The sequence below is a fragment of the Kitasatospora sp. GP82 genome, from assembly GCF_029892105.1.
In the GTDB taxonomy this organism is placed as follows: domain Bacteria; phylum Actinomycetota; class Actinomycetes; order Streptomycetales; family Streptomycetaceae; genus Kitasatospora.
The window spans coordinates 1-1,231 of record NZ_JARZAJ010000133.1 but is presented as its reverse complement, the minus strand read 5'-3'; the positions used below and the strand labels follow the sequence as shown (position 1 = coordinate 1,231).

2 protein-coding genes and 1 pseudogene are annotated in these 1,231 nt (G+C 63.4%); 2 read left to right on the top strand and 1 reads right to left on the bottom strand.

What is annotated here, in order from left to right:
- Together P3T39_RS37450 and P3T39_RS37445 are read left to right on the top strand one after the other, a co-directional pair.
- A pseudogene (locus P3T39_RS37450) lies at positions 1–440 on the top strand (hypothetical protein); the annotation flags it as partial.
- Positions 437–664, top strand: coding sequence for a GIY-YIG nuclease family protein (locus tag P3T39_RS37445; RefSeq protein ID WP_280703797.1), 228 nt, complete (start codon positions 437–439; stop codon positions 662–664). The pseudogene P3T39_RS37450 and the gene P3T39_RS37445, both read left to right, overlap by 4 nt.
- Before the next feature lie 65 nt (positions 665–729).
- Here P3T39_RS37445 and P3T39_RS37440 read toward each other — a convergent pair whose 3' ends face one another.
- Positions 730–978, bottom strand: coding sequence for a hypothetical protein (locus P3T39_RS37440; protein WP_280703796.1), 249 nt, complete (start codon positions 976–978; stop codon positions 730–732).
- Positions 979–1,231: the final 253 nt, after the last annotated feature.

Genomic DNA, 1,231 nt, shown 5'->3' with positions numbered 1-1,231 from the left:
CCAGCGCCCACTGCTCATCCGACAGATCAGATGGATACCCGCCCCCAGCACCGCTCACGGTGAGCTCAACGAAGGCCTCAGCAGCGGGACACGGCAGATCTCAAACGCGGTTTGAGGGCTACCCGGAGGAACGGGAAGGCGCCGATGGATGGGGCACCACAGTGGAAGCCGCAGCAGTCATCGAACTCTTGGACCTGATCACCGCTGGAGATGTCACCGCCGAGCAGGTGAGATCCACGCTGGCCGGCGCGTCCGCGGCGGTGGTAGAGAAGTGTGACATCTACGAGTTCGACGAGCATGGCGCGTTCCTTGGCTACAGGGAGGGAAAGAGGCCGCCATGGCTCGCCTCCGAGCGTCCATTCCTGCCGAGCGAGTCGATCCCCCACCAGCGCGCCATAGGGCACACGTACCTCGTCAGTGCCGAGGCTCCCCCTTGGTGAAGATCGGCTTTACCAGCCTGGACCCCAAGAAGCGCCTCTCGACGCTTCAGGTCGGGCAGTCGGTCGTCCTGTCCCTCTTGGGGACCTGGAGCGGCAACCACGAGAACGCCCTGCACCGGCACTTTGCCGAGCATCGGGTCCGTGGCGAGTGGTTCGACCTGACACCGCTCGGCGACCCTGTCGAGGTCGTACAGGCGGCCCTGGACGATCAGGACACCGACTGACCACCTTGCCGGGGCGTGGTTCTGCCGAACGCGGGAGCCTCCCGACGGGCTTCGGCAACAGCCACCTACTGCTCAACCACAGCCAACTCCCTCACCAACTCCTGGCGGCGCAGGTTGAGTTCGTCGACCTTGCGGGCGTAGAAGCCCGCCGCCTCGCGCAGGCCGCGCGTTACCTGATCCTGATCGAAGTCCCCGGAGTCTGCCATCACACCCCAACCGCCCATCAGGCCAATAAAGCCACAGACATCGTAGGAAGACGCAGGCAATGATGGCAGCCAAATGCCAAATGTGCGTAACTGGTTGTCTGGCACCATGGAACGATAATTCGCACCTCGGATTGATGTTCTATATAGGAGTTGGACCAATCGGCCCCTCCTCCTATCGCGGCGTGTGAACAACGGCTGTTTCGAACCGGCTTCCTGGGTCGGTTTCGAGGGTCGCACGCTCGGCGAACGCCAAGTCCGGTCGTACTTGAGGCACAGGCCGCTGCCAAGGGCTGTCCCGCAACGCTGGCGAATCGTGATGGGTGCAGCCGTCCTGCAGCGGCTATCGTGAGTGCCATGCCTC

Bases quoted from the DNA above. Each gene is read 5' to 3' on its own strand.
- P3T39_RS37440 (WP_280703796.1), bottom strand. From the start codon at position 978: ATGGTGCCAGACAACCAGTTACGCACATTTGGCATTTGGCTGCCATCA.